This is a genomic window from Arthrobacter sp. Soil_C_49 (assembly GCF_057656635.1).
Genome location: NZ_JBDGJZ010000001.1, coordinates 333,457 through 359,615 on the forward strand (window position 1 = coordinate 333,457; position 26,159 = coordinate 359,615).

26 protein-coding genes and 1 pseudogene are annotated in these 26,159 nt (G+C 63.9%); 7 read left to right on the forward strand and 20 right to left on the reverse strand.

Features of this window, described 5'->3' with window-relative positions; genetic code table 11:
• Nucleotides 1–376 precede the first annotated feature (376 nt).
• Complete coding sequence (locus AC3A4Z_RS01530) at nucleotides 377–1,261, forward strand: NAD-dependent epimerase/dehydratase family protein (RefSeq protein WP_498709594.1); 885 nt, start codon at nucleotides 377–379, stop codon at nucleotides 1,259–1,261.
• A gap of 925 nt (nucleotides 1,262–2,186) precedes the next feature.
• Nucleotides 2,187–2,900: an HNH endonuclease family protein gene (locus AC3A4Z_RS01535; RefSeq protein WP_498709596.1), complete on the forward strand. Its 714-nt coding sequence runs from the start codon at nucleotides 2,187–2,189 to the stop codon at nucleotides 2,898–2,900.
• 53 nt (nucleotides 2,901–2,953) lie between these two features.
• On the opposite strand, the gene AC3A4Z_RS01540 is transcribed toward AC3A4Z_RS01535, so the two are convergent.
• Nucleotides 2,954–4,069: an alpha/beta hydrolase family protein gene (locus tag AC3A4Z_RS01540; RefSeq protein WP_498709598.1), complete on the reverse strand. Its 1,116-nt coding sequence runs from the start codon at nucleotides 4,067–4,069 to the stop codon at nucleotides 2,954–2,956.
• A gap of 79 nt (nucleotides 4,070–4,148) precedes the next feature.
• Here AC3A4Z_RS01540 and AC3A4Z_RS01545 point away from each other — a divergent pair, with 79 nt between their 5' ends.
• Complete coding sequence (locus AC3A4Z_RS01545; RefSeq protein WP_498709599.1) at nucleotides 4,149–4,658, forward strand: HAD domain-containing protein; 510 nt, start codon at nucleotides 4,149–4,151, stop codon at nucleotides 4,656–4,658.
• Nucleotides 4,659–4,712: 54 nt separating this feature from the next.
• Here AC3A4Z_RS01545 and AC3A4Z_RS01550 read toward each other — a convergent pair whose 3' ends face one another.
• The 4 genes from AC3A4Z_RS01550 to AC3A4Z_RS01565 form a co-directional block, all read right to left on the reverse strand.
• Nucleotides 4,713–5,747, reverse strand: a complete 1,035-nt coding sequence (locus tag AC3A4Z_RS01550; protein WP_498709600.1) for an AAA family ATPase — start codon at nucleotides 5,745–5,747, stop codon at nucleotides 4,713–4,715.
• A 140-nt stretch (nucleotides 5,748–5,887) separates the two neighbouring features.
• Nucleotides 5,888–6,058 carry a hypothetical protein gene (locus AC3A4Z_RS01555; protein WP_498709602.1) on the reverse strand — a complete coding sequence of 57 codons (171 nt, stop codon included), beginning with the start codon at nucleotides 6,056–6,058 and terminating at the stop codon, nucleotides 5,888–5,890.
• Between the two features lie 391 nt (nucleotides 6,059–6,449).
• Nucleotides 6,450–6,944 (reverse strand): DUF2199 domain-containing protein, encoded by a 495-nt coding sequence (locus tag AC3A4Z_RS01560; protein ID WP_498709603.1) that lies wholly within the window; start codon nucleotides 6,942–6,944, stop codon nucleotides 6,450–6,452.
• Nucleotides 6,945–7,142: 198 nt separating this feature from the next.
• Nucleotides 7,143–9,284 carry an amylo-alpha-1,6-glucosidase gene (locus AC3A4Z_RS01565; RefSeq protein WP_498709604.1) on the reverse strand — a complete coding sequence of 714 codons (2,142 nt, stop codon included), beginning with the start codon at nucleotides 9,282–9,284 and terminating at the stop codon, nucleotides 7,143–7,145.
• A gap of 528 nt (nucleotides 9,285–9,812) precedes the next feature.
• Here AC3A4Z_RS01565 and AC3A4Z_RS01570 point away from each other — a divergent pair.
• Entirely contained in the window at nucleotides 9,813–10,400 is a 588-nt protein-coding gene (locus AC3A4Z_RS01570; protein ID WP_498709605.1) for a lytic transglycosylase domain-containing protein, read from the forward strand.
• On the opposite strand, the gene AC3A4Z_RS01575 is transcribed toward AC3A4Z_RS01570, so the two are convergent.
• The 4 genes from AC3A4Z_RS01575 to AC3A4Z_RS01590 form a co-directional block, all read right to left on the reverse strand.
• On the reverse strand, nucleotides 10,387–11,466 hold the full coding sequence (locus tag AC3A4Z_RS01575) for a tartrate dehydrogenase (protein ID WP_498709607.1): 1,080 nt from the start codon (nucleotides 11,464–11,466) through the stop codon (nucleotides 10,387–10,389). The genes AC3A4Z_RS01570 and AC3A4Z_RS01575 overlap by 14 nt on opposite strands.
• A 35-nt stretch (nucleotides 11,467–11,501) precedes the next feature.
• A complete protein-coding gene (locus AC3A4Z_RS01580; RefSeq protein WP_498709608.1) occupies nucleotides 11,502–12,449 on the reverse strand; it encodes a phosphoglycerate dehydrogenase in 948 nt (315 codons plus the stop codon).
• 93 nt (nucleotides 12,450–12,542) lie between these two features.
• On the reverse strand, nucleotides 12,543–13,916 hold the full coding sequence (locus tag AC3A4Z_RS01585) for a cation:dicarboxylate symporter family transporter (RefSeq protein ID WP_498709609.1): 1,374 nt from the start codon (nucleotides 13,914–13,916) through the stop codon (nucleotides 12,543–12,545).
• 94 nt (nucleotides 13,917–14,010) lie between these two features.
• Complete coding sequence (locus AC3A4Z_RS01590) at nucleotides 14,011–15,177, reverse strand: mandelate racemase/muconate lactonizing enzyme family protein (protein WP_498709610.1); 1,167 nt, start codon at nucleotides 15,175–15,177, stop codon at nucleotides 14,011–14,013.
• A 225-nt stretch (nucleotides 15,178–15,402) separates the two neighbouring features.
• Between AC3A4Z_RS01590 and AC3A4Z_RS01595 the strand changes: the two genes are divergently transcribed.
• Nucleotides 15,403–16,104 carry a GntR family transcriptional regulator gene (locus AC3A4Z_RS01595; protein WP_498709611.1) on the forward strand — a complete coding sequence of 234 codons (702 nt, stop codon included), beginning with the start codon at nucleotides 15,403–15,405 and terminating at the stop codon, nucleotides 16,102–16,104.
• A 40-nt stretch (nucleotides 16,105–16,144) separates the two neighbouring features.
• Here AC3A4Z_RS01595 and AC3A4Z_RS01600 read toward each other — a convergent pair whose 3' ends face one another.
• From AC3A4Z_RS01600 to AC3A4Z_RS01620, 5 genes are all read right to left on the reverse strand, one after another.
• Nucleotides 16,145–16,387, reverse strand: a complete 243-nt coding sequence (locus tag AC3A4Z_RS01600) for an NfeD C-terminal domain-containing protein (RefSeq protein ID WP_498709612.1) — start codon at nucleotides 16,385–16,387, stop codon at nucleotides 16,145–16,147.
• A 9-nt stretch (nucleotides 16,388–16,396) separates the two neighbouring features.
• On the reverse strand, nucleotides 16,397–17,830 hold the full coding sequence (locus AC3A4Z_RS01605) for a flotillin family protein (RefSeq protein ID WP_498709614.1): 1,434 nt from the start codon (nucleotides 17,828–17,830) through the stop codon (nucleotides 16,397–16,399).
• 293 nt (nucleotides 17,831–18,123) lie between these two features.
• Nucleotides 18,124–18,420: a RidA family protein gene (locus AC3A4Z_RS01610; RefSeq protein ID WP_498709615.1), complete on the reverse strand. Its 297-nt coding sequence runs from the start codon at nucleotides 18,418–18,420 to the stop codon at nucleotides 18,124–18,126.
• Between the two features lie 93 nt (nucleotides 18,421–18,513).
• Nucleotides 18,514–19,098 carry a dihydrofolate reductase family protein gene (locus tag AC3A4Z_RS01615; protein ID WP_498709616.1) on the reverse strand — a complete coding sequence of 195 codons (585 nt, stop codon included), beginning with the start codon at nucleotides 19,096–19,098 and terminating at the stop codon, nucleotides 18,514–18,516.
• Between the two features lie 138 nt (nucleotides 19,099–19,236).
• Nucleotides 19,237–19,950 (reverse strand): SDR family oxidoreductase, encoded by a 714-nt coding sequence (locus AC3A4Z_RS01620; RefSeq protein ID WP_498709618.1) that lies wholly within the window; start codon nucleotides 19,948–19,950, stop codon nucleotides 19,237–19,239.
• A gap of 343 nt (nucleotides 19,951–20,293) precedes the next feature.
• Between AC3A4Z_RS01620 and AC3A4Z_RS01625 the strand changes: the two genes are divergently transcribed.
• Complete coding sequence (locus AC3A4Z_RS01625) at nucleotides 20,294–20,608, forward strand: hypothetical protein (protein WP_498709620.1); 315 nt, start codon at nucleotides 20,294–20,296, stop codon at nucleotides 20,606–20,608.
• Here AC3A4Z_RS01625 and AC3A4Z_RS01630 read toward each other — a convergent pair.
• The 6 genes and pseudogenes from AC3A4Z_RS01630 to AC3A4Z_RS01655 all read right to left on the reverse strand — a co-directional run bounded on the left by AC3A4Z_RS01630 (nucleotide 20,598) and on the right by AC3A4Z_RS01655 (nucleotide 25,755).
• Complete coding sequence (locus tag AC3A4Z_RS01630; RefSeq protein ID WP_498709622.1) at nucleotides 20,598–20,894, reverse strand: hypothetical protein; 297 nt, start codon at nucleotides 20,892–20,894, stop codon at nucleotides 20,598–20,600. The genes AC3A4Z_RS01625 and AC3A4Z_RS01630 overlap by 11 nt on opposite strands.
• Before the next feature lie 110 nt (nucleotides 20,895–21,004).
• Nucleotides 21,005–21,607, reverse strand: a complete 603-nt coding sequence (locus AC3A4Z_RS01635; RefSeq protein ID WP_498709623.1) for a TetR/AcrR family transcriptional regulator — start codon at nucleotides 21,605–21,607, stop codon at nucleotides 21,005–21,007.
• Nucleotides 21,608–21,673: 66 nt separating this feature from the next.
• Nucleotides 21,674–22,540: an alpha/beta fold hydrolase gene (locus tag AC3A4Z_RS01640; protein ID WP_498709625.1), complete on the reverse strand. Its 867-nt coding sequence runs from the start codon at nucleotides 22,538–22,540 to the stop codon at nucleotides 21,674–21,676.
• 48 nt (nucleotides 22,541–22,588) lie between these two features.
• Entirely contained in the window at nucleotides 22,589–23,587 is a 999-nt protein-coding gene (locus AC3A4Z_RS01645) for an NADP-dependent oxidoreductase (RefSeq protein WP_498709626.1), read from the reverse strand.
• Nucleotides 23,588–23,742: 155 nt separating this feature from the next.
• Nucleotides 23,743–24,945: a cation:proton antiporter gene (locus tag AC3A4Z_RS01650; protein WP_498709627.1), complete on the reverse strand. Its 1,203-nt coding sequence runs from the start codon at nucleotides 24,943–24,945 to the stop codon at nucleotides 23,743–23,745.
• A gap of 194 nt (nucleotides 24,946–25,139) precedes the next feature.
• Nucleotides 25,140–25,755, reverse strand: a pseudogene (locus AC3A4Z_RS01655) (dihydrofolate reductase family protein).
• A 119-nt stretch (nucleotides 25,756–25,874) separates the two neighbouring features.
• Between AC3A4Z_RS01655 and AC3A4Z_RS01660 the strand changes: the two are divergent.
• A complete protein-coding gene (locus tag AC3A4Z_RS01660; RefSeq protein WP_493969182.1) occupies nucleotides 25,875–26,153 on the forward strand; it encodes a YciI family protein in 279 nt (92 codons plus the stop codon).
• The last annotated feature ends 6 nt before the right edge of the window (nucleotides 26,154–26,159 follow it).

Consider the following 26,159-nt stretch of genomic DNA (forward strand, 5'->3'; position numbering starts at 1 on the left):
TCGCGTCCACTTTTACGAGGATCCCTATCATGCGAGCGGGTTCCAACCGGACACTGTCAAGCTGCATCTGCCCGCACCCGAGTTAAGGCAGCGGGAACGTCGAGAAAGCAACGCAAGCACTGGGGGCCTTGCCGCCAACGTTGACCCCGACGCGCCTACCCAATATAGTTTAGGCTATAAACTATACCTTGTCAGGGCTGCAGGTTTTCACCGGCGGGCAGCCTCACTGGTCCAGCGCACTATTGGTGTGTGGCGGGAACGAGACTTATAGCTCGCAAGCCGTCCCCGACCAATCATCCAGCGACGACCATCCAGCCGGGGGCGCCGGAGACATACTCCTCCCTGTGCCAACCCTGTACCCGATCTAGGAGACATTATGAAGGTCCTTATCACTGGCGCTCATGGAAAGGTCGGTCGTGCCGCTACCCAGGCGATGATCGACGCCGGACACGAAGTACTCACTACCGATCTGACTCGCCCCGGCTTTGAGCGCAAGCCCGAAGGCGCACCCGAATACACGATGGCGGACCTCACCGATGCAGGGGAAGCCTACGCCGTCGTCAGCGGAGCGGATGCCGTGGTACACATCGCTGCAATCCCCGAGCCGACTGGTAATCCGCCCCACGTCGTATTCCAGACCAATCTCATGGCGACCTTCAATGTCCTTGAGGCGGCCATACGATTTGGCGTGAAACGCTTCGTTTACATCTCGAGTGAGACAGTCCCCGGCTTCTTCTTTCCCGAGCGCGGATTCCTCCCTGACTACGCACCCGTAGACGAGGAGCACCCAATCCACCCGCAGGACCCCTACGCGCTGTCCAAGCACTTCGGCGAGCAGCTGATGGACGCCGCAATCGCCCGGTCCGACATTCAGTGCATCTCCATCCGGCCCAGCTGGGTCCAGTTCGAAGGCAACTACGAGACTAACCTCGGACCCCAGATCCGTGATGCGTCGGTCCTAAGCCCCAACCTGTGGAGCTACGTCGACGCCTACGACCTCGCTGACGCTATCGTCCTGGCCACCGAGTCACACCTACCCGGACATGAGGTCTTCTACATCGCTTCCCCTGACAATGTAGGCGGCCACGACTTTGCTGAGGTCCTGAACAAGTACTACGGCGACGCAATCGAACTGCGTGAACTTCGGCGTACCGATGCTTCGGGGATCTCGAGCGCTAAAGCCCAACGGATGCTGGGCTGGACGCCGAAGCGGTCCTGGCGGGATTACCTCGACGCCGAAGGACATCAGCTCGTCCAGTAGCTCCAGGGGGAAAGGGCGGCGGCCCCTCCGCCCTTCCCTTTCACTGCGCTATCTACTCCGGGACGTCGGAAGTGGTGTCGTCAGTGGCGGACCCTTTTGATCCTCAACCTGATGCGCTTTCGGGCGGGGGGCAGGGCGGTTCCAGGGCGGGTCCGCTTCCAGGGTCTGTGGGCCCGATAACTGATGGGGTCTGGAGGCTGAGCCGAAGCCACCCTTGAAGACCCCCTCCTGCGGCGGCGCATCTCCAGAAGGACGACCAGGGCCAAGCCGATCCATGCGAACGCGACAACGAAGATCAGGGTCACCGCCTGGACCGTGCTCATGACGGGCATCCTCGCAGGGCCGCACTCGTCGATCGAAGGCCGGGGGCTGCGGGATGGAGGTGGGGGGTGGGCATGGCATCGTCGCTTTCCACGGCTACCGTTTCGGCCGACTGCATAACCCAATGACCCAATTGTCCCCCCGCAAAGACAGTGCAGCAAGGGCAGGAAAATGCCACCAACCTGAGGCGCGGGGGCACAGAAAACGCGCCATCTAAGCATGCTCTTTCGAAGCCCTCTCAGGTGAGCGGGGCGGTGACGTAGGAGCCTTCCGTGCGCCCGGCCAACAGATTGTGATGAGGCCGCCAGCCACTGTGTGCATTCCAGCAAGTCATACCCAAGGTCGGCTTTCGGGACACCCCAGCCGCGCACAGGCCCCGTTTGTTGCCAGCCGTAAAAGCCGAGGACGAGGCGGTGCGTCGCTCTTAGTAAGCGTGACGGCTCCTGTGGGGCCAGGGTTTGTACACGCGGCAACCAGGGGACCCGAAATGTACCTACAGAAAGTTCTAAGGGCGCGGACGGTGTGGCCGGCACCACGGACTGGGTTACCCGCGGCAGGTGGTGGTCGAAGCTAGCGTGGAACAACGCCCTACACCAGAAGGACCATGAAGACCACCTGTTCTCCCGCCAAAGTCCTGACCGCTGTTACCGCGATGATGCTGGCTGCGTCATTGGCAGGTTGCGACGCCGCAGCCAACGCCCTTGAGAATATCGACCGTGCTCCAGGCATCGGTGCCTCGAGCACGGTAGATCCGGCAGCCGCCGCCAACGCCCTAGGCCAGCTCAACAGCATTCCGGTGAAGGGCCGCGCGCCAAAGACCGGCTATACCCGCGATGAGTTTGGACCGGCCTGGGCGGACACGGACCGCAACGGCTGCGACACCCGCAACGACATCCTCGCCCGCGACCTGACCGACGAAACGTTCAAGCCCGGCACCAACAACTGCGTGGTCATAACAGGAACCTTGGCCGATAAGTACACCGGCACCACGCTTTCCTTCACGCGCGGCCAGGACACCAGCTCCGATGTTCAGATCGACCATATCGTTCCCCTTAGCGATGCCTGGCAAAAGGGAGCTCAGCAGCTCAACGCGGACCAGCGCAAGGAACTCGCCAATGACCCGCTGAATCTCATGGCCGCCGACGGCCCCACCAACGGTGCCAAAGGTGACAAGGATGCAGCAACGTGGCTACCGCCGAACAAAGCATTCCGATGCGAATACGTAGCCCGCCAAACCGCCGTAAAAGCAAAATACAGTCTCTGGGTCACTCAAGCCGAGCACGACGCCATCGCGAGGACACTTCAGGGCTGCGGTTGATCGCTGCCGGGTCTCCCAGCAGCCTGAACCCGTTCAAAACGCACGGGTCGGTCTCACGGTTGCAGCCAGTCCTCCACGGAGCTCTCCCACAGCCCGGGGTCGGTGTTCCATTCCTGGGTATGCCGGCCGGCAGGGAACCGGACAAGTGTCACCTTGTCCGGGTGGAGTGCGGCGTACTTGGCGCTGACGCTGATCGGCGTGCTCGCGTCGGCGTTGCTGTGCAGGACGAGAACCGGGACTTCGGGCTTCATGGAGATGAAGTCCGAGTCTTTGAGTTTCAGGGGTTGGTCGAGCCCGGCCAGCCGGTACAGGGGGCCACGGAGGATCCACAGTGCTGTCCTGGACAGAAATACGGGGAGCCGTGCCGCCGCCGTATTGAAGGACAGAGTGCTGTCCCAGTCCAGGACGGGAGCGGTGAGAATAAGTCCGTCGATGCGATCCTTCTGCGGTGACGTGTGCGCGGCAGCCAGGGCCATGCCGGCTCCCATTGACCAGCCGGAGAGGATGATGGAGTCCGCTCCGTGGCTGGCAGCGTAGTCGATGGCTGCATGGACGTCGTCGATCTCGGTGTGGCCGAGGTGGTGTTTGCCGTCGGTCGTGGCCGGAGCATCACCGTCACCGGCAAAGGAGATCAGCAGTTGCGTGTATCCGAGGCGGTGGAAGAGCGGGGCGGTCCGGACGCCAGTGGCTCGGCGGCCGCCCAGGCCGTGGATGTGGATGACCCATCGCCCGGAGTTATCGCCGGGGACAAGCCATGCGGGCGCCGGCCCTGGCAGCCAGAGGTCGCTGCTCGGCAATCCCGCCTCCGCAGGTGTCGGGTAGGTGTACCCGGACCAGTAGCCTGAGGTGCCTGCCTCCAGGACTCCGGCATAGACCTTCTCCACAGCACGGGTGACCGTGCCTGCTGCCGGTTGGTGGGAGAGGATGCGGCCGATCCTGGCATGGCCCGCCCGGTTGCCCCAGTAGAGGCTGAACACGCCGGGGGAGAGGGTGTCCTCATCTGCGTGCAGCGTCACTGTGGCGTCGTCTGCTGCCAGGATGCGGATCCGCTCGGGCCGTTCACCCGCAGGGGTGATGAGGGCGCGTGCGATATGGAGCGAAGCGCCCGCTGCAGCAGAAACGGTGACTGCGGTGGCAGTGCCGGCCAAGAAGAGTGCAGCTTTGGTCACGCTGACACTGTAGCGGCAGGGCGGTGACCCCGCACGGGTGTGCGTAGTCAGCGCCGTGCGGACCATGTAGCTTGCTCGTATGAAGCCGATCATCCTTCTCGACATCGATGGAGTGCTCAACCCCAAGGTCCGCCGCGGTGACGGCGACAACCCGGACCCGCAACTGTCGGACGGGAAAGTGGCGCTCGTGCGGCGGCTCGCTACCAAGGGCCGGCTCGCCTGGGTGTCGACCTCACCCGCTGATGTGGTGGCCGGACTGGAGAGGCAACTGCAGCTCGAAGTGGAGCCGCTGCGCGTGACCTTGGCGATGAAGGACAGCGACGTTGATACACCGACCCCAAAGCTCCGGTCCGTCGCACGCTGGCTGGACCGGATGGACGCTGCGGGGGAGGCGGACTGGGACGCGGTGGTGTGGATCGACGACGTCCTCGGGCCGGACGTGCACGAATGGGCCCACAACTACGCCAGGCCAGTCCTCCTGGAGAAACCGAGCCCGGACGAAGGGCTGACGGAGGCGCATGTTGTCGCGGTCCAGGTCTTCATTGATGCCCAAGATCGTCCAGAGGTCCAACCCCATCCGCTGACCTAGGCGGGGTGGGACGAGATACTCCGCCACCATTCGCGTGACAGCGCCGCGGATCCGTCAGACCAGCCAGCGCCACCAGCGTGGCTGCTCCGCTTCCGGCGTCGGTTCCGGTTCCGGCTCCTCGCCCAAAGCCAGCGCGGCCTCGACGATGTCGTCCGCCGTGAGCGTCATGACGGCCTCGCGATCGAGCGCGTCAAGACTCTGTTCCTCGTCGAGCGACAGGCGCAGCGCCTGGCGGTTAAGCGCCTGCTCGAACAGCGTACGGGCGAACCGTGCGTTGCCGGACTCCTCGCCCGCGTGGAGTCCGGCGAAGATGCGGCGCAGCACCTGGTCAGCGCCCGGCTCCAGTATGTATTCGTGCTGGGCCAGCATCTGGTGGAAGATCGTGTCGAGTGCGTCGACGGAGTAGTCCGGGAAGGTGATTTCACGGGCGAACCGGGAGCGCAGCCCGGGGTTCGAGAGCAAGAAGGCCTCCATCAGCCGCGGGTACCCGGCCACGATCACCACCAGGCGGTGGCGGTGGTCCTCCATCCGCTTAAGCAGGACCTCGATCGCCTCGGGACCGAAGTCCATCCGGCCGTCCTCCGGGGCCAGCGCGTAGGCCTCGTCGATGAACAGGACGCCGTCCAGCGCACGCCGGATCACCCGGTCCGTCTTAATGGCGGTCGCACCGACGTACTGGCCCACCAGGCCCGAACGGTCGACCTCGACCAAGTGGCCTTTCTGCAGCAGACCGACCGCGCGGTACATCTCCGCCAGGAGCCGCGCCACAGTGGTCTTGCCCGTGCCCGGGTTTCCGAGGAACACCAGATGCTGGGAGGTGGCCACCTCCGGCAGGCCGTGCGCCTTGCGGCGGGCCTGGACCTGGAGCAGTGCGACGAGGGCCCGCACCTGTTCTTTCACGGTCTCCAGTCCCACCAGACCGTCGAGCTCGGCCTGCACTTCGGACAGGGGGCGGGCAGGTCCGGGCCTCGCCCCAATGAGATCGCCGACCAGGTCGTCGACGCGCTCCGATGTGGGCAGCTTGAGCTGATCGGCCAGATGGCCGATGGTTTCGCGCAGGTCGTCAAGCGGATTGCGGCTGGGAGCCATGCATCCACTGTAGTACTCGATTCCCCGATGTGGGGTTGGCCTACCAGTACCAACTCCCCTTTGGTCCTAGTCCAGGACACGCCCGCCCGGCCACGTTGCTCTCAGGGCCGCGTACTGCGCCGACCAGGCACCAGTAATGACTAAGCAGCCCTCTCATCGGAGCTCTTGATCTCCACACCCTGGACTGTGCCGCTGACTTCGACTGGCGGCCGGCGTCGGGCTTTGACCAGAACAATCAGCATGGTCAGGATGGTGACCGTCCAGGCAATCGCGGCGAGGAACACCAGGCCGATTGCGACTAAGGGGTGCATGCGGAAAGTCTAGGACGGTGCCACTTCGATTCCCGGACGCAACTCCGCATCATTAGAGCCGGAATTTGCTGCACCAGCAGAAACCAATGTTCGTGGAAATGCCTGAGGGCACGAAAAAGGTGCGCCCCGTTCGCTGAGCGCACCCTTTTCGATTCCCCTCGCAGCCGCATCCCCATCCGACTGCCCCCATCATAAGCACGCTTACGATCGAACTGGCAAGCTCCCGAGTGCCTTGGCAAAGGCTGCCACCTGGAAGACCCCCGCGTGGTCGAGACTCAGCAGGTCAGATCAGCGGCGGTGCCCCAGGCCCAAAACGTGATCATCAGCCCCACCGTGCGGCCCCGCCTGCGTGAATCCATGGCGTGGACTCGAACCACCTAGCTTCAAGGTCTCATGGCAGGGAAGCGAGGATGTCGTGCGGCCACTCTTTGGTGAGCACGTCGTTAAGCTCCTGATCCGGGCTGGAGATGCAGTAGGGGGTGTGGTCCGGGTTTAGAACGGCGAGGTCCACGGGGACCTTGTAGAGGCCCCAGGGCTGGATCTTGTTCGCAAGGTAGCCGGTCAGCTTCAAGTCGGTGTACTCGGGCGCATTCCACACCCTGCAAGCATGCTGGAGGTCATCGGGGTGAATCGCGATCCAGACACCGAAGCGCAGCTCGTGCCCGCCCTCGAGCTTGACGGGGAGCAGGGCTCGGACAAACGGGCTGATGTATGGAATCTGCATAAGTGTGGCCTTGTTGGGGTCCGGCTCGCTCAGCCAGCTGTCCTCGGCGCGGTGTTGGTCGGGGCTATTCAGGACCGGGTCCGGAAGCCGGAAGCGGACGTCCCTGTCATGCGCAGACGTAGCCCGCCCGCACATCGCACACGTGTGCCTGCTGTCAATCATTGATCCCCCAAGTTCCCAGTCCTGAAGGCGAGTCTACGTGGAGTCGGAACCGGAGGTCCCGCCGTCGGACAGGGGACAGCGGCGCCATAGCTGGGCTTCCTACGTGCGCGCGCGTTTGGTGACGTCGGCACCACGGCTGGGCCGCCGTCGTCGTTACTTGGCCGGGCGCCTGCAGCGTCCAAAGGCGGCTTGTGACCTTTACAGCCCGGCCTGTTTGATGAGCTCCGTCAGCCAGGGGCGGTGGTCACGATGGAATGATACGCCTTCGGGCAGCCCCTGCACGGAGGGTTCGGAGCCCTTGATATCAATGGTGATCCGACTTCCGGCCATAGGCGCGTTGGTGATGTGGACGTCGCCGTACGATTCGGGAAGTGCCGGATCCATCCAGAGGCCGCCACGGGAGATATGGGCGTCGTACCGCATCAGGCTCGTCACCAGCATGATCGGGGTGGTGGCTGCCCAGGCCTGTGGCGAGCATGCCGTGGGATAGGGCACGGGCTCGGCGACCTGGTCACGGCTGAACCCGCAGAAGAGTTCGGGGAGGCGGCCATCGGTGTAGTCCGCCGCCTCGAACAGGGCGGTGGCGATCCGCTGCGCCTCATCCACGAAGCCGTAGCGCATGAGTCCGGCGGCAATGATGGCGTTGTCGTGCGGCCAGACCGAGCCGTTATGGTAGCTGGCGGGATTGTAGGCGCCCATGTCGCTGGCGAGGGTTCGAACGCCCCAGCCGCTGAACATCTCGGGGGACATCAGCCGTTCCGCTACCTGCGGTACCTTGTCCTCGTCCACGATGCCGTGCCACAGGCACTGCCCCATGTTCGACGCGCACGCGTCGACCTGCCGCTTTTCGCCGTCGAGCGCGACGGCGAAGTAGCCGCGCTCAGGCATCCAGAACTCTTCGTTGAACCTCTTCTTCAACTCGGCTGCTTCACCCGTGAGCTGGGCTGCCAAGGCCTCGTCCCCGGCGTCGAACGCCATCCACGCCCGGGACAAAAATGCGCTGTAGGCCAGTGCCTGGGCTTCGCAGAGGGCGATAGGGGGTTCGGCGAGCCGGCCGTCCGCGAAGTTGATGCCGTCCCAGGAGTCCTTCCAGCCTTGGTTGATGAGGCCGGAATCGTTGAGGCGCTTGTATTCGACGAACCCGTCGCCGTCCTTGTCGCCATATGTCCTGATCCACTCGAGCGCGCGGTCGGCGTGGGGAAGCAGCGCGGCGATGGTGTCCTTGGCAAAGCCCCAACGGCTGACCGAGGCTACGGCCATCACGAATTGTGGAGTGGCGTCGACGCTGCCGTAGTAGGCGGATTTTCCACCCAATGCCAGCCCGCCGGACACGCCGAGCCTGACTTCGTGCAGGATCTTCCCGGGTTCCTCCTCGCTCATGGGATCCACCACGGTGCCTTGGCGGTCGGCCAGCGTCTGCAGCGTGCCAAGTGCCAGGGAAGGGTCCACGGGCAGCGCCATTTCGGATGCCCACAGCGAGTCCCGGCCGAAAAGGGTCATGAACCACGGCGCTCCGGCGGCCACGACAATCCGCTCCGGATGGGCGGGATCCTCGATGCGGAGCGCGCCCAGGTCATCGTAACTGCGCCGGAGGGTCCGCTCGATGGAGCGGTTTCCGATATGCAGCTTCGGAATCTTTGCCACCCATTCCTGGCGGCGGCGGTCGCTCGGGGATAGCTCACCGCTCAGCGGACGGACGAACGACGCCGGTCGCGCGCCGTTCGTGGTGGGCACCACTGTCAAAAGGGCGGTCCACTGTCCGTGCGGTGGGATGACCGCCCGGTACGTCACACCCTCGGTGGTGACATCGGCCCCGGCGGCGTCGACGACGACGGCCTTCCGGACGTCCTGCCACGCGCCCCTGATGGTCAGGGACTCGCCCTCCGGGCGGCGGGATTGTGTCCAGTGCCGTTCGACGCGCGCCTCTTTCACTTCAAAAAGATCCGCGAAGTCCGATTCAACGGTGAGCGAGACTCTGCAGTCAGCGGCCTCCGAGGAGTAGTTCCGGATGGTGATCTCCTCACGGATGCCGGCGCCGACCTCCCTCAGTCTTTCCACAATCATGGGGCTGTCCGCGTACCCGTCGGAACGGGGAACACGGCTAATGAACAAGGCCCGGTAGGGTTCCTGCGTTGAGGCAGTCAACGGCTCCAGGACCTGCCCGTTGACCGCCAGGTTCCAGCGCGACAGGATGCGGGTGTCCTCATGGAAAACGCCGTGCGGATGTTCCGGGTGGATGTCTCCATTTGCCGACGAAATGCAGAAGGAAGGCCCCTCCACCAAAGTGACCGTCCCGGCCCCCACCGGCCCGGCAGCCGTGTCAGCATTCCATCCAGCCATCCCGGTCTCCTTTAGCCGCGCAGGAAAGGTGGCGAGGCTGTCCGACTCTGGCCCGCCGTCGATCGCTGCCTTACTCCAATGCAAAAGACGCTACGCCTGCAGGCCCTTTGACGGTAGGAGGCAATAGCGTCAGTTGTCTACGGTTTTCGGACGCTCGGCGATCCGGAGGCCTATCAGAATGACAAGCAGCGGTGCATCCGGGTTGTCGGAGTCTATACATCAGGCAGCGTGACTTCTGCTCGAAATGATTTGCCAGGCCGCAAGGAGTCAATGTCGACAGTCACGGTGTAGGCGTGAAACGAGGTGCGGCTGAACCTCGTGTCAACGACGGGCAGCCCGGGATGGTTTGATTAGTCGGTGCTTGGTCTCAGACGCCTCGTGGCCCTTGTCCTGTTTGCGGTTTGTGTTGCTATCTCCGCGTTGTTCTGGGTGCTTGGGCAGCGTGGCGCGGACACCCGTCATGTCATTTCTCCACCACCGCGGGCCGGCGTTGAGCTCGAGATGCTTTCCTCTGGCATGACCACGGCCGTGAACGTCACAAGAAACCCGGATGCCGATTGGGCTGTTCGGGCGGCAGGGCAGACCGGGGTCCCTGAACGTGCGCTGCGCGCGTACGTTGCCGCGGCGGAGACAGTAGATGCTGCTGCTCCGACGTGCGGGATCGGTTGGAACACTCTGGCGGCCGTTGGTTTCGTTGAGACAGCACATGGGTCGCACGGCGGCGGCAGCCTGACCGATTCGGGGCAGGTGAGCCGTCCCGTACTGGGTCCGGTCCTTGACGGTGCCGGATTCGCCGCGATCGCAGACACGGACGGGGGAGCCCTGGACGGGGATGAGCGCTGGGACCGAGCCGTGGGGCCGATGCAGTTCATTCCTTCCACCTGGCAGCTCGTAGGGCGGGATGGGAACGGGGATGGAGCGGCGGATCCTTTCAATATTGACGATGCGGCCCTCAGCGCGGCGACCTATCTGTGTGCCCGCGGCCGTGATCTCACAACCGCGGAAGGGTGGACCGCCGCCATCTATGCCTACAACCAATCCGAGGCCTACATTCAACAAGTTCGTGACCAGGCCACGGAGTACGCTGCGGTGACAGGCACGCTCACGGTGCGGTAAGCGCCGAGGCCACTGCTTTGCCCAGTTCTTCGGTGGTGGCGTTGCCGCCCATGTCGGGTGTTAGGGTTTCGGGTCCGCGGGCGAGCACGTTTTCCATCGCGGTGGTGATGGCGCCGGCTGCTTCGGCTTCGCCCAGGTGATCCAGCAACATCGCCGCGCACCAGATTTGCCCGACGGGGTTGGCGATGCCTTTGCCGGCGATGTCGGGGGCGGAGCCGTGGACCGGTTCGAAAAGGCTGGGGAATTTTCGTTCGGGGTTGATGTTGCCGCTGGGGGCGATGCCGATGGTTCCGGTGCATGCCGGTCCGAGGTCGGAGAGGATGTCACCGAAGAGGTTGCTGGCCACGACGACGTCGAACCAGTCCGGGTGCATAACGAAGTTCGCCGCGAGGATATCGATGTGGTACTTGTCCACATCGACCTCGGGGTAGGCAGCGGACATGGCCTGCACGCGTTCGTCCCAGTAGGGCATGGTGATGGAGATGCCGTTGCTCTTGGTGGCTGAGGTCAGGTGCTTCTTGGGACGGCTTTGCGCCAGGTCGAAGGCGTATTTGAGGATGCGGTCCACGCCGGTGCGGGTCATGACGGTTTCCTGGACCACGGTTTCCCGGTCGGTGCCTTCGAAGATTTTCCCGCCGATGCTGGAGTATTCGCCTTCGGTGTTTTCGCGCACGACGTAGAAGTCGACGTCGCCCGGGACGCGGCCGGCCAGGGGGCTGGGCACGCCGGGGAGGAGTTTGACGGGGCGGAGGCTGACGTACTGGTCAAAGTGACGGCGGAATTGCAGGAGGCTTCCCCACAGCGAGATGTGGACGGGGACTACATCAGGCCACCCGACGGCGCCGAAGAAGATGGAGTCGAACTGGTTTAACTGGTCGAACCATCCGTCGGGGAGCATTTTGCCGTGCCGGGTGTAGTAGTCCGCGGAGGCGTAGTCGAAGTGCTCGTATTCGAGGTTGAGGCCAAAGGCTGAGGCTGCGGCGTCCAGGACGCGCAGTCCTTCGGGCACCACTTCGGTGCCGATTCCGTCGCCGGGAATGACTGCGATGCGGTGGGCTTTCGACATCAGGGATCCTTCTTTATCTGTTCGCGGTTTTCTGGTCAGCGGTCGACCGGGTGTGCCGGTTCGCGGTTTTCGAGGACGTCGATGACGGCCTGGGCCGCTGCCAGGCCGGCACGGGTCCGTGCCTCGATCGTTTGCCCGGCGAGGTGGGAGGTGATGAGCACGTTGTCCAGGCCTCGAAGGGGGCTGTCGCCGGGTAAGGGTTCCCTCTCGAGCACGTCCAGCGCAGCCCCGCCGATGGTGCCGTCGTGGAGTGCTTTAGCCAAGGCGTCTTCATCCACGAGTGAGCCGCGGGCCGTGTTAACGAGGACGGCGGTGGGCTTCATCGCTTCCAGCCGGGGCGCGTCGATGAGAGGGCCGGTGTGCTGGCCTGCCCGCGTGTGCAGGGAGAGGTAGTCAGCTTTGCGGATGACGGTGTCGAGACCGGTGAACTGTATTGCGGTGTTGTCGGGGTCGGGGTGGCGGGTGCTGGCCAGGACATTCATGCCCAGTGCGACACCCAGGTTTGCGGTAGCGCGCCCGCTCGGGCCGTAGCCGATGATGCCGAGGGTGGAGCCGCGCAGTTCATGGCCGGCTTCGCGGGGCCAGTCTCCCTGGCGGACGGCGGTGGTGACCTCGGATAGGCGGCGCGCCGCCATGATGATCAGCCCGATGGTGAGTTCGGCGACTGAGTGGTGGTTGGTCCCGGGAGCGTTGCAGACCCTGATTCCTTGTGCGGCCGCGGCCTGGATGTCGATGGAGTCGTACCCGACCCCGCTGCGGGCGATGACTTTGAGCGACGCGGCCTGCGAGAGCATTTCGGTGGTGACCGGCTCGCTGGCGAGGATGGCGCCGGAGACGCCGTCGAACAGTGCGCGGCGTTCCTCATAGGGCCGTGGGCCTTGAAATGGCGAGTAGACGGGTTCCAAACCATGATCGCGCAGCAGTTGGTCGACGGCATCCCCAGGATGGAGGTAATCGGTGGTGATCAGTATGCGAAGGGCCATGGTGTTCCTCGTCGATGGTGTGGCGGGGGAGGCTGCCGTATGAGGTGAGCACGGGTCAGGGCCGCCGCGGGCGCACGGCGGCCCTGACATCGTTTAGTGGGCGTCGACAGTATCGGCTTCGACGGGCTCAGGCGTTTTCGCCTGGAGCTGGTTCTTCTTCTGTCCGGAGGCGTGCAGGGCCTTTCGGGCCTGCTCGGGGTCGAAGTCTTTCTCCCATTTACCGATGACGACGGCGGCCATTGCGTTTCCGAGGACGTTGATGAACACCCGGCCTTCGTTCAGGAGGCGGTCGATGCCGACGATGAGGGCGAGGGCTGCGAGCGGGATGCCGCCGACGGAGCTGAGGGTGCTGGCCAGGACGATGAACGCGCCGCCGGCGATACCGGCGGTGCCCTTGCTGGTGAGCATCATCACGCCGACCATGACCAGTTGCTGTTCCCAGGAGAGGTCCATGCCGACGGCCTGGGCCAGGAACACTGAGGCCATGGTGAGGTAGACGGCGGATCCGTCGAGGTTGAAGGAGAACCCCGAGGGGATGACGATGCCGACGGTGGACTTGCCGACGCCCATGTTTTCGAGTTTCTTGATCAGCTGCGGCAGGACGGCCTCGCTGGAGCAGGTGCTCAGGGCGATCAGGAGCTCGGCCTTGAAGTAGCGCATGACGGTGAAAATGTTCATTCCGCAGGCGCGGGCGATCGTGCCGAGGATGACAAGGACGTAGACGATGCAGGTGGCGGTGAACAGCAGGACGAGGATGCCCAGTTGCTGCAGGCTTTGGGTGCCGTAGTTTGCCACGACGGCGGCCAGGGCGCCGAAGGTGCCGATCGGGGCGAGGCGCATGACCCAGCCGACGATCTTGAAGATCACCACGGAGAGGGCCTGGATGCCTTTGGTGAGGAATTTGCCGGATTCTCCGGAGACGTTCATCGCGGCGCCAAACAGGATGGAGACCATGAGGGCGGCGATGATGGTGTGGCCGGTCAGCGCACCGAACAGCGATTCGGGGATGATGGCGTTGACGAATTCGAGGCCGTCAAAACCCTTGCCGGCGGCAGCGGGGACCTTGCTGGCGTCCAGCTTGTCCGGGTCGATGTTCATGCCCGCGCCCGGTTTGAAGACGTTGGCGACGACAAGCCCGATGAGCATGGATACCAGTGACAGGACGATGAAGTAGGCCAGCGCCTTCACTCCGATGCGGCCGGCTTTGCGCAGGCTGTCCATGGATGCGATTCCCAGGGAAACGACGCAGAACACCACGGGGATGACGATCATTTTCACCAGGGCGATGAACCAGTCACTGAGGGGTGTGAGCTGCTTGCCGACGGAGGGCAGGAGGAAGCCGACGGCGATGCCCAGGACGGCGCCCAGGACAACTTGGAACCAGAGTTCGCGCAGCAGGCGCCCGAACCTGGAGCGCTGCCGCGCCGGGGAGGAATGCTGCGGGTTCTTAACAGTGTGGGACGACATCTAGGGTGCTCCTTTGCACGTCAGACTTGGGGTGGGAAGAAGGGGGCGGTCCCGGGCAGTGGTGCTGCCCGGGACCGGGCACGAACAGCAGCTCTTACTCGTGCAGCCCGCGAAGGACCTTGTAGAACTCGGCCTTACCTTCCAGACCGATACCCGGAAGGTCACCGGGGGCTACACGGCTGTTGACGATGACAGCGTCGTCGGTGAAGCCGCCGGTGGGCTGGAACTCGCCAGGGTAGGATTCGTTGCCTCCGAGTTTGAGGGCGGCGGCGATGTGCAGGGAGAACTGATGTCCGCCGTGCGGGATGCAGCGGCGGGAAGACCAGCCGTGCTGGGCGAGCATGTCCTGGATCCGGCGGTATTCGGTCAGCCCGTAGCTGAGGGCTGGGTCGACCTGGATGAAGTCGCGGTCCGGGCGCATCCCGCCGTAACGGATCAGGTTCCGGGCGTCCTGGAGGGAGAACAGGTTCTCTCCGGTGGCGATCGGGTTCCTGTAGTGCTCGGAGAGGGTGGCGTTCAGGGCGTAGTCCAGCGGGTCGCCGACTTCCTCGTACCAGAACAGCCCGTACTGGTCGATGGCCTTGCCGTATTCAAGGGCTGTTTCGAGGTCGAACTTGCCGTTGACGTCCACCATCAGGCGGGAGGCATCGCCGTCGAGGACCTCGATCACGGCTTCGATGCGGCGGAGGTCTTCGGCCAGGTCGGCGCCGCCGATCTTCATCTTGACCACGTTGTAGCCCTTGGCCAGGAAGCCGCGCATTTCGTTCTGCAGGTCCTCGAGGCTCTTGCCCGGTGCGTAGTAGCCGCCGGCAGCGTAGACGAAGACGTCCTTGTCCGGGTTGCCGTCACCGTAGTGATCCGAGATCCAGCGGTACAGCGGGACGCCGGCGATCTTCGCAGCCAGGTCGTGCAGTGCCATGTCGGCAACGCCGACGGCGACGGAACGTTCGCCGTGGCCGCCGGGCTTTTCGTTGGACATCATCAGGTCCCACGCCTTCTCCGGCGAGAGGCCGCCGTCGTCATCGAGAAGGTCCTCCGACGGTGCGTCGAGCAGGCGGGGGAGAATGCGCTCTTCCAGGATGGCAGTCGCGTTGTAGCGGCCGTTGGAGTTGAAGCCGTAGCCGACCAAGGGCTTGCCGTCGACAAAAACATCGCTGACCAGCGCGATGATCGTGCAGTCCATCTTGGTGAAATCGATAAAGGCGTTGCGGATCGACGAACTGATGGGAATGGTGCCTACGTGGGCGGAAACGATTTTCATCTTTGAATCTCTCTTCACTAGGATCTTATTTCTTATAAGACTGGCGCTAAACGCTGCTCCTTTGAAAGGGGGAGGTGTGGCGCTTGAGCGAATATCTTATAAGACCTTGGGCTCAAGCGTAGGGGATCAGTGACGGGCAGCACAAGCTATTGCGGTGGATTTCTTATAAGATGTTCAGACGAGGAAGCTGGGGTGCCACTTCCCCAAGAGAGAAGCGGAGCAGCTATGGACACCACGAACGTCTTTTCGAGTAAAGGCAGTCTGGCGTACAGCGAACTTCGCCAACTGATCCTGTCCGGGAGCCTGGCCCCGGGGTCACGCATCTCCCAGTACGAACTCGCTGACAATATGCAGATGAGCATCACCCCCCTGCGTGAAGCGATCCGCCGGCTCTCCAGTGAGGGCCTGATCATCATGGACACACACCGCGACTCCCGCGTGGCTGACATGAGCGCTGCCGAGGCCCGGGAACTGCTGGAGGTCCGCCTGTCGCTGGAACCGTCAGCGACCGAACTGGCCGCGTACCGCCGGACCGGCGCTGACATTGAAGCCATCCGGATAGCGGCGGAAAAGCTGCTGCCGGTCACCCGGGTCTGGGGCGAGGACGCCATCACGGCCCACCGCGACTTCCACCGCGCCGTCTACAGCGCGTCCCACAACACCACGATGATCAAGCTTCTTGATGACCTGTGGGACAAATCCGACCGCTACCGGCGTATCGGACTCGAACTGCCTTCGGGTGATGAGCCCCGAACGATTGACCTGAACCAGCACCACCAGATCCTTGAACTCATCGTTGCCCAGGATGGGGCGGGCGCAGCAGAACTTGCCAGGGTTCACATCGCCAACAGCCTCACAGCTGCAGCGACGGGAGCCTTGGAAGACCGCGAGAACGATCAGGCGCCGACCCTGAACAGGTCCGCCTGATATCACGCCAACTTGCTCCGTTCGCGGAACCTGCTGGCACTCATTCCCAGTGCCTTAGCACGTCAGGCAGTTCATCCACGTACACGGTCTGCGGGGGCTCGAAATAGATCACCAGCACCTCATCACCCACGGCGAAGAGGCTCGTCTTGTCGAAGGGGTGGGCATGGAAAGCCATGGTGCCGCCGAGGTACGGCAGCATTACTTCGCCAATGGTGCCGGGCCCGATGCGCCCGGTTACCCGCCCGACCTTTCCGGTCAGGCTCCGGTCAACCTCGCGGTGCATCCGGTGTCCCTAGGCGCCGGGAGCCGGGGGCGTCCGCTTGGGGTCCTTGCCGTTCTTGAGGGCGGAGGCAAGGGCGGGAAGGTAGTCGCCCGCCTGTGCCAGGATCCCGCCGAGCATCTTGTTGACACCGTCGCCGCCGTTCAGGACGGTCATCTGGCCCACGTGGGAGAACGGCTCGGCCGCTGCGGCGATGATAGCCGGCATGTTCTCGGCGAGCTGCTGCGAAATCACGGCGTCCTGGTTGGTCCCCAGGGCCTCAGCCCGCGCTTTGATGCCGTCCGCCTCGGCCAGTGCCTTTGCCTTGATGGCGGAAGCCGCAGCATCACCTTTGGCCTTGGTTGCCGCGGCTTCCGCTTCACCGGTGACCTTTGTGGCCCCGGCGGTGGCAGCCGCTGCGGTGGCGTTTGCCTGGGCCAAAAGTTCCGTCCGGCGGGCGTTGGCCTGGGCTTCAAGCTCGGTACGGCGTGCCAGTGCCTCCGCGGCGCTGATGTCCGCCGCCTTCTTGCCCTCCGCTTCGGTTCGTGTGGCATAGGCTCTTGCATCGGCAGGTTTCCTGACGATCGTCTGGAGCTTCTGCTCTTCCCGGTCCGCTTCGAGCTTGGCCACTTCGGTTTCCTGGACCACCACCTGTTGCCTCGCGGTGGCATCGGCCAGCGGCCCGGCCTGGGCGGCATTCGCCTTGGCACGCTCGGCGTTCGCCTGCGCTACCGACTGTCTGATGGCTGAAACACTTTGCGCGTCCGCGATCAGGGCCGCCGCCTCTGCTTCCTTCTCTGCCGCCTCACGGTTGCGGGTGGCTTCGGCGATGCGTGCCTCCATCTTCACCTGGGCGATATGCGGCTTTGCGATGTTCTCGATGTATCCCGTGGGATCCTGCAGGTCCTTGATCTGCAGCGAATCCACCACAAGCCCAAGTTTTTCCATCTCGACACCGCTGGCGCTCCGGACCTGGGAACCGAGCTTGTCCCGTTCGCGGATGATCTCCTCCATGGTCATGCTGCCGATGATGGAGCGCAGGTGGCCCTCAAACACGTTGTACACCTGGCTTTCCATCTTGGGCTGCTGGCCAAGGAACCGCCGTGCCGCATTGGCGATAAACGGTGGAGCGTCGCCGATCTTGTAGATGACCACGCCCTCTACGATCACCTGGATGCCCTGGGAGGTAACACAGGAAACCTTTAGCTCAGTTTCATTAAGTGTGAGCGACAAGGCCCGCACCGTCTGCAGGCCCGGAAGGACGAGCGCCCCCTTCCCCGTGACAATCTTGAAATCCATCCCCGCCCGGGTTTCAAGGGTTCCGCGGGTCAGCCCGGAAATGATCAGCGCTTCGTTGGGTTCAGCCACCTTCCACATCAGCTTTGTCGCCACCCAAATAACGGCGATGGCGAACAGCACCCCCAGAATCGTGGCAAGAAGCGGAAAGAAGGCTGAGAAGTCCGGCATGACCAAATCCTTTCAACGAGTGGAACAGGCATCGCGTAAGGCTCCGATAAACCCAGCCGTCCAACGTTGGAGGTCAAAATGCGTCAATTCCGGCTCCCCGGGCCAGCTGTTGTAGACAGTCTGGTTGGGCCCGGCCAAAGAGTCCAGAGCAGGGGTGATATTTGCCTGCGGCAACGGAACCGGCTCGTACATTGGGAATCAGGCTGCTGCCGCGAGAATCATCCGACGGCAGGGTGGGTTTGCCTATCCGCATGCAGAATGGACTGTGCCGCGGACCTAGTTGATGAAGGCTGTCATGCGGATCGAAACGAGTACTCCCGGCAGGTCGACGCCAAGCTTGGCCACGTAGCGGGCTGGAGCACCCCGACCTCGACAACGTCCCCCATGTCTGCCCCCGCTGCTTCCAGGATCGCCTCACAGTTCGCAAGTGCCTGGCGTGTCTGGTCCTGAATGCTGTAGCCCGCGAGCTGGCCGTTGCCCGGATCGGTGCCGACCATCCCCGAAACAAAAACGAACGGCCCCGCTTTCACACCCTGGCTAAAGAACGGCGAACCCGGTGCCTCGGCCGACCTAACGATCTCCCGCGTCATATCCGATCCTTCCCAAAAGTTCAGGGGATGCTGACAGCAGAATGGCAGTCGTCACTTCCGCAGCGCAACCCCGGGCCCGATCCGGCGGAACGGTCAGCTGACCCGGCGGTAGCGGATGTGGGTGGCCAGGGGTGAGTGAAGCGCCTCGGCGGGTGCGAAGTCGAAGGATTCCAGCCCATCGAAGATGCGTTCGCCCGCCCCGAGCAGGACCGGGGCGATGTCGAGGATGAGCTCGTCCACCACACCGGCGATGAGTGCCTGCCGGACGGTCGAGGCTCCACCCGCGATATCTACGCCGTTGTCCCCGGCAGCCTCGCACGCTGCTGCATAGGCGGCATCGAACCCCTCGGTCACGAAGTGGAAGGTCGTCCCGCCGTTCATCTGAATGGGATCATGCGCGTGATGGGTCAGTACGAACACCGGCGCGTGGTACGGCGGTTCGGCTCCCCACCAGCCGCTCCATTCCTCGTCCCAGTCCCCGCGGATCGGGCCGAACATATTCCGGCCCATCACATACGCTCCCCGCGGACGCATCAGCCACCCGTTCGCGACCTTGTCGGCATCGTTGGCCCGCGGGTCCCCAATGTGCCAGCCGTGCAGCTCCAGCCCCCGCCTGCCCAGCGGGTTTTCCCGGCTCTGGTCCGGCCCGGCCACAAAGCCGTCCAGCGAGATTGACATGTGGCAGGTAGTATCCGGCACCGCGAACCTCCTGGTTGATTGCGGCCTTCATGCAGCCGCGTGGGGTTCCGGGCAGCCTAGCATGTGACCGCGCGCCCGCCGGCCAGGAAGAGACGCCGCTACGGCGGCCAGTCATCCCTACACGTTCTTGGCAGCCAGCTGTGGGTACATGGCCTCAATCGGCGCGCTGAGCCCGGCCTTGAGCTGGACGGATGTCTCGTCGGCGAGTACCTCGTAGTCACCGGCTTCGACTGCATCCAGAACCATGCGGACGAGGTCGGACGGTTCCATCTTGGGGCCGGTGGCATTAGCAGCCATGGCAGTGTCGACATATCCGACGTGGACGCCCACCACGTGGACCCCCGCGGGGGCGAGTTCCAGGCGCAAGGAGTTGGTGGCCGACCAGAATGCGGCTTTGGTGGCACTGTAGATGCCACCTACGGCGTACCAGCTCATGGCAGAGTGGATGTCGATAATGACCGACTCGTCCTTCGCTGACAAGATCGGTGCGAATGCGCGGGCGAGGAACAGCGGGCCGAGGAAGTTTGTCTCCACGTTGGTCCGGATTTCCTCGGCGGTATGGGTGAGGATACCCGCGCTGGCAACAGAGGCCCCGGCGTTGTTGATCAACACAGTGACGTCCTGAGCGGCCTCGGTTGCTGCCTGGATGGAGGCGGGATCTGTGACATCCAGGGTGAGGGGCACAACGCGCTCGTCATCCCAAGTCCGTGGGTTGCGGGCGGTGGCGTAGACCTTGCTGGCGCCGCGGGCGAGCGCGTGGTGGACGAAATTGGTTCCGATACCGCCATTTGCTCCGGTGACGAGGACGACTGCTCCAGTGAGTGAAGGCATTTCACAGTTCTTTCTTGTTGGACGGTGCGCCGCTGATCGGTGCGAAGGATTGTCACTGATTCTACTCATAACTGATCACACTCATAATATATTCCAGCAAAAAAGCCTGACGAAGAAGTACTGCCAGCCGACAGGACTACTTGCCACCAAAGCTGGCGATAATTGGCCCATGGGACTTCGTGCCGAGGGGATTGCCCAGGTTTGCCAAAGGGCGTTCCTGGTCGCGGTGATTGGCGTTCTTCTCGTTGTGGCTTCCTCGGCTTGTCGACCCTCCTGGCAGGACGCACCGCCATGCTTCCCGCCCGACTATGCCGTGAGCCCTTCATCTGCGAGACCCGGCGACATGGTCACAGTTCACGCCGAGGACGCGCCCTGCAATCCCCGCTACGGCCAGGGCGCCCTTATTCAGGTCAGGGTCACCGATGCAGCCGGCCGTGATGTCATCAAGGAAACTGCCCCGATGAACGATGCCGGCGGATTCACTTTCCGGTTTGTCCTCCCGCAGCAGGCGACTTCGGGGGAGGCGTCGGTTGAAGCTGTTCCCTATGACCTGGACTGGTGCGACGATACGGGCAGGAACAACCGGGTGGCGCACCCGTCAGGCATGCAGCGGGCCTCCTGCGCTGCCAGGACCGAACCCCTGACTGTCACTCGATAGGGGCAGCGCCTACACGGACACCGCCAACCGCACCTGTCCACGGCGTGTCGCCCGGGCCAGGCAGGGACAGGTGCGCGAACACGTACCCCTGCTCAAGTGCAATGACCTGCGACGTGGCGCCGGCGCAATCCAGCGCAAGCTCCACCGGACGGAAGGGGGCGCCGGGGTGCTCCTGCCCCACAGACACCTTCGCTCCGGAAGCCCCAACAGAGGCCGCGGTGACGGTGTACCGGCCGGCCGCCGGCACCTTCCCGGTATTGCCAAATCCCCTGAGCGGGCCGTCCATGGGCCCACCTCGGAAAGAAGGACTGGCTCCGGCATTTCTCCGAGCATCCGGTCCAGCCGGGCGTAGTTCACGGCCTCCTGCTCCAGCAGACAACAGGCAGCGGCCCGCACTTAGCGCCGAATCAGCAGGCTGACGTGGCCGCGGATGTCCTGGACAATCTCGGCTACGCTCAGACCAGCGTTTACGCTGGCCGCCATGCCGAGGAACATGACCGCGCTGACGATATGCGCCAGTTTTGCGGCGTCGCCGTCACTGACCACATGGTGCTTGGTCAGGACGGCGGCGATGGCTTCCTCGGTTTGGGCCACGATGGACAGAGCCTGGCCGTGGTGCGGCTCGGAGGGGTTGCCGAACACCATCTCGCGGAGGTAGATCCGCCCGTTGCCCACCTGGACGCGGTTGCATTCCACGATCGGCCGCACGATGGCCATTACTGCGTCCAGTGCCTCCGGGGTGGATTCAGCATCGGCCCTGCCGCGCTCAAGGGCCTCGGCGTAATGGGCGTTCTGCACGAGCAGGAGAAGCTCGCCCTTGGTTTTGGCGTAGAGGAACAACGTCCCGGTGCCAATGTCGGCTTTGTCGGCGATCTGCTGCGTTGTGACGTCCTCTACCCCATGTTCGGCGAACAACTCGCTGGCGGCGGCCGTGATGCGGTCAAGTTTTTGCTGCTTGTTCCGCTCGCGCCGTCCGAGCGGCTGGGACGCAACAGACATAGTGGTTCCTCCGGGATTAACTGACCGTACTCAGTTATGAGTATAGCGTCCCCTATTGCTCCGGACTCAGTCGAGCGGCGTATCTGCTGTCCCAAGAAAGGCAGCTGCCACGGGTCCGAACTGGGCATGGTACTGAAAGATGCCGCCGTGGCCGGAGTCGGGGTAGATCACCAGTTCGGATCCTTTGATCCGCCGGTGCAGATCCTCCGAGAGGACTGACGGCACCATGCGGTCATGGTCGCCATTAGCGATGAGGGTGGGGACGGTGAGCTTCGACAGGTCCGAGGGAACAGCCCGGCCAAACCGCTGGATCGCCTTCAGCTGCGTCTGGAAGGCTTTGGTGCTGATGGCCTGATCGCGGTCTTTGGTGCGCTCCTGGAGGCGCCTGATGAATGCTTTTGCTGCCGGCTTGCCCGTGGCGTTTCGGTTAAAGAACAGGAACTCCTTGGGGTCGGACCGCGTCACGGCGGCGCGGAGAATGTCCCAGTAGGTAATGGCCACCACCTTGTCCATGCCCTTGCCGCCCCGCGGTCCGGTTCCGGTCAGCACGAGCTTGCGGACCAAACCGGGGTGCTTGAGGGCGAGGTCCTGGGCGATCATGCCGCCCATGGAGAAGGAGAAGGCGTCGATCCTGTCGAATCCCAGCGCCGTGACGAAGGTGTAAGCGTCATCGGCCATTTCCTCGATGGTGCCCGGAACCTCTCCGGTGGAGGCGCCCACGCCCCGCTGGTTGAAAGTGATGACGTGCCGGTCCTTCGCGATGTGATCGATGATGCGGGGGTCCCAGTTGTCCAGTGTTGCGGCGAGGTGCACGAAGAAGACGACGGGGATGCCGCCTTTGGGCCCCAGCTCGCGGTACGCGTACGTGACGTCCCCGGCAGTGACGGTGCGGGTAGCTGCTTCGGCGTACGAGGCGGGATCGCTGGTGCTCATGATGGTCTTCTCCTGATGGGGCTGTGGGGGCTGCTGCGTGAGTGTGGGTCAGCGCGAGACGGTGAGCACTGCCTTGCCGCGGATGCCGCCGTCGGCCAGGGACTGCAGCGCCTGTGGAGTCTGGGCGAAATCGAAAACCTTTCCTACTACCGGGCGCAGCACGCCGTCGTCCACCAGTGCGGCGATCCGGCGCAGCTGGTCGCCGCTGGCGCGCATAAAGAGGAACTCATAGCTGACCCCGAGCTTCCTGGCCTGCCGCCGGATCCTGCTGCTGAGCAGGGTGACCGCCAGCCGCAGGACAGGATTCAAGCCTTCCTTGCGGGCGAATTCCGGATCCGGCGGACCGGAAATCCCGATCGCCTTCCCGCCTGGTTGGAGGACGCGCAGCGACTTCTCGAGGTTCGCCCCGCCGAGGCTGTCCAGAACCAGGTCGTACCCGCTGAGGTGCTGCTCAAAGTCCTCGTTGCGGTAGTCGATTACCACGTCGGCCCCGAGCTCCCGGACGAAGGCCGCGTTCGAGCCGCTCGCCGTGGTGGCAACGGTCGCGCCGAGGTGCTTGGCGAGCTGGATGGCGATGGAACCAACCCCTCCGGCACCCGCGTGTATGAGGACCTTCTGGCCTGGATGCACGTTGCCCTGTTCGACGAGCGCCTGCCATGCCGTGAGCGCCACGAGCGGCAGCGAGCCGGCCTCCGCCATGCTTGCCGATGCGGGCTTGAGCGCAAGATCCTCCTCGGCGACCGCGATGCGCTCAGCGAACGTGCCGATGCGGTCCTTGGCGGGGCGGCCGTAAACCTCATCGCCGGGCTTGAACCGGCGCACCTTGGCCCCGACGCGGATGACCGTTCCGGCGACGTCGTTGCCGAGGATCAACTGGAGCTTGTAGGGGAGGATCTGCTTGAACTCGCCCCGCCGGATCTTTTCGTCCAGCTGGTTCAGGCCTGCTGCCTGCACCTGAACCAGTACGTCCCCTTCCCCCATGGTTGGCTCGGCGACGTCCGCTTCCCGCAGCGGCTCCCCGTACTTGGTAACAACAAACGCTTTCATAACTGAGCACCCTTTTATATCTGATCTTCCTCAATTATGAGTGCACTCAGTAAGATCTGTCAAGGGCGGGCTAAGGGCACGGGGATGTGCCAGTTCGGTTCTCGTCATTCCTCAAATCGGCCAGTAAAGCGCGGCGAAAAGGAGGCGGAATTGACCTAACGGCTCGGCACTGCCGGCCGCTTGGTTCCTGCTGCGCTGCGCTGATGCTGCCGGAGTGCGAGCAGCGGAAACAGGAGCACCGAGAGCATTCCTGCTCCCACAAGCGCCGAAGCGATGCCGCTGGTGATCAGCCCTTCGTCCCGGCCGATGCCGGTCACGGCGACAATAATCGGCAGCCCCGTTGCCGCGAACAGGACAATGGCCCGTTTGTCGCCAGGACTGGATTTCGGGGGAGCGGCCAGCAACGACGGCAGCCCGCGGATGACGAGCAGGAGTACAAGGAACAGGGGGACCAGCGCAAGGGTTGCCGGACTGCTGGTGAGCGCGTTCAGCTCGAAGTCGATTCCGGTATCGATGAAGAAGATCGGCACCAGGAAACCGAAGGCAATGGCGTCGATCTTCATCTCGATGACGTGCCGGTCGCGTTCGGGAGCGCGGGCGATGGCAACTTTCCACAGGACCCCCGCGGCGAATGCGCCCAGCAGCATGTCCAGCCCCAGCACCATGCTGAGGACAACGAGAACGCTCAGGATGAACATGATGGACCGGACCGCGAACTGGCCGCTGGTGTGCAAGGTCCTGGTGACCTGGGAATGGAGCAGTGTATGCCGCGCACGGGAGGCCAGGAAAATCGCCAGGCCGGTCAGCAGGACAAACCCGAGAAGCACCGCCGTGGCTGGTCCCAGTTCCCTTCCGCTGAAGAACAGTGAGACGGCGACCAGGGGCCCGAATTCCCCGACTGCGCCCAGCGCTGCCACCGTGATGCCAATCGGGGATTTTGACTCGCCGGCGTCGCGCAGGATCGGCAAGAGCGTGCCGAGGGCAGTGGAACACAACGCCACGCCGATGATCACGGCAGCCTCCGGCCCTGGTGCCAGGACCAGCCCGGCACCAATGCCTGCCGCGAGGGAGATCACCCAGCCTGCCGCAGCACGTTTGGCGGGCCGGCCCCGGATGGCGGCGAAATCGATCTCGTTGCCGGCCACGAAGAACAGCATCGCCAACCCGAAATCCGCCAGGGAGTCAGTGAACTGCGTGGATTGTATCCATCCAAGCAGGCTGGGACCGAGCACCATTCCGAGGATAATTTCGAACACTACGACGGGCACCCTGAGCACCCGGTCCAGGAAACGGGCAGCAAGGGGCGCGGCGACAGCCAGCAACGCGATCAGAACCAATGACGTGGACAAGGGCTGCATCGGAGGTACCTCCGGCACCTCGGCTGGTTCGAAGGAAAGTAGTCCAAAGCTACAGCCACCTTCAGCGGTGACGCCATAGCAGCTCTCAAGCGATCAATGAGGTAAACGGTGCTCCGTCCGGACCCAGCGAAGGCCAGCGCCAGGACCCTCGGAATGCGCCCGTGCACCATAGCGGTCAGGAGCGCACGGGTTCGTCAGCTACCCCCAACACGCGGACCCGCCACCCGGTAGCGGATGTGCGTTACCAGGCTGGTGCCGCTTACCTCCACCGGCTCCAGCGTCACGTTCCGGACGCCGTCCAGGAGCTGTTCGCCCGCTCCGAGGAGAAGCGGAGAGATATGGAGGCGCAACTCGTCGATGAGCCCCGCCGAAAGATATTGGCGGGCGCTTTCCGCGCCACCGGCTACGGCCACGTCCTTGCCGGCCGCGGCCTCCCGTGCCCGCGCCAGTGCCGGCTCGATCCCGTCCTCCACAAAGTAGAACGTTGTGCCGCCGTCCATCACCAGGGGCGGCCGCGGATGATGCGTGAGCACAAAGACCGGGGCGTGATAGGGCGGTTCTTCGCCCCACCAGCCGCGCCAGTCCTCCCCCCCATGGGCCAGGGCCGGGGCCGGCGAACATGTTGCGTCCCATGATGTAGGCGCCGGCGGAAAGAATTCCCTCAAGCTCTGCGGCATTGGCAACGGGTTCCTCGAACTGCCACCGGTGCAGTTCCTCGCCGCCCACACCCAAAGGATTGTCCATCGTCTGGTGGGGGCCCGCGAGGAAGCCATCGAGGGATACGGTCAGATCACACGTAACGATGGTCATGGCTTCCTTTTTCGTCGGCGGCGTGTCCGGGAATTAGGGCCATGCTAGTAGGGCCCGACGGCGGCTGGAAGGGGTGCCTCCAGGCGACCCTTGAGGGGGCGGGAGATAGGATCGGCGGCATGGAATCCATCGTTATTTACAGCCTCAGTGATGGCACCGACCGGGCACGCGTCCTCGAGACATACCCCCGCCACCAGGCTTACTTCGAAGCCTTCCGCGCCAAGGGTGGCGGGCTGCTGGCTCTGGGCCCGTTCCTGACCCCTGACCCGGCCGGTTCGTCCATGGGGCTTTTTACCTCGCGCGAAGATGCGGAACGGTTTATCGCTGATGATCCGTTTGTGGTGGAAGGCCTCGCGATTCCACGGATCCTCGAGTGGGATCCGGTGCGCTTCGAGTAGCCCACC